The following is a 1,471-nucleotide window of genomic DNA, read 5'->3' as shown; positions in this document are numbered from 1 at the left end:
TATTTTTGATTCTTCTTTTACTATTACATTTGATTTAACATTTTCTTGATACTTATTATCCTTACTATCTACCTTATGTGAAAAAAGAGTTACATTACCTCTTACTTCTAGATTTTCTTTATCTACATTACCTTTTACATTATCTACTAATTTAAATGTTTCTACTTTTTGCTTTAATGATGTATTTAATACTTCTGATTCTACATTTAAATCTTTTGATTCTAATTTATTTGATTCTAAGTTTGAACCCTTTACACCTAATCTATCTAATTTAATATCTTTTACTTTTACATTTGAACTAGAACTACTTTCATAATCTACATTTGTATTTTCATAAAGTGTAAAAGCATCTATTTTTTTAACATATTTATTATCTAATATTTGTGATTCTACTTTAAGGTTTTTTCCTTCTAGTGTATTTGAAGTAATATCACTTCCTATTACTGTTGCATTAGTATTATTTAGATTAATGTTTTGGGCTTTAATGTTTGAGCTATTATTTATTTCTTTTTTATCTAGTAAATATTCATCATTTGATATTGTTTTTTCTTCTTTAGAATTTTCTGTTTTTTCTCCAGTAATTATTAGTGTGTTTGAATCTACATTAATAGAGTCTTCTATATTTAAATTACTTGATTTAATAGTTGTTTCATTACTCTTAATATTAATATTTTTAGCATTAATAGTACTATTTTCAATGTTTTCTTCTTTTACTAATATATCAGTATAGTTATTAATTAGATGTGATTTATTAGTTATTTTATCTCCAACTATTTCTAACTTTTCTGTTGATATATTAAGGTTTTCACTAGATGTTATATTCCCACTTAAAATTGTATTTTTAGAATCAATTGAAATATTTTTTGCCTCTATAGTTGATTTCTTTAATTCTTCATATCTTCTAATAAATACATTTTCATCAGTTAATAAATATGTCTCTTTATCTTCTACTATTGATTTAAGAGTTATATTATCTGATTTAATATTTAAATTATCTAAGGCTTTTAATCTTGCTCCCTCTATTAATATGTTATTACTTGATAAATTAATATTATCAAATAGTAGTTTTTGATCTCTAATATTTAAGTTCTTTGCATTTATTGTTATATTACTTTTCTTAGGAGTTTTTTCTTCAAGTTTTTTATTCTCTAAGTTAAATTCATTTATTAAATATTTGTTATTACTATTGTATTTAATATTATTTAGAAAATATGGATTATTTAAAAAATTTGATAGTTTTGTATATCTTGGGTTTTCTTCTACTGTATACTCTACATTCTTTCCATCTATATCTATATTTTCTTTATTATTTACATATCTTTCATCTTCTTCTCTTAAAGTCTTCTTATCTTCATCTTTTAGATTTACTACATTTGATGTTATATTTATTTCTTCTCCCTTAATATGTGAGGGAAGTCCTTTAAGGCTTACTTCTCTTTCATTACCTAAGTCTCTAATATATGTTGCATTA

At 21.8% G+C, this 1,471-nt stretch carries 1 protein-coding gene; it reads right to left on the bottom strand.

Going from position 1 to position 1,471, the window contains the following annotated elements:
* On the bottom strand, positions 1 to 1,471 hold a 1,471-nt coding region (locus tag AYC60_RS09195), incomplete at both ends, for a hypothetical protein (RefSeq protein WP_197417012.1).

Origin of the sequence: Streptobacillus felis, assembly GCF_001559775.1 — a bacterium.
GTDB classification, from domain to species: domain Bacteria; phylum Fusobacteriota; class Fusobacteriia; order Fusobacteriales; family Leptotrichiaceae; genus Streptobacillus; species Streptobacillus felis.
This window is presented reverse-complemented; position numbering and strand designations above follow the sequence as displayed.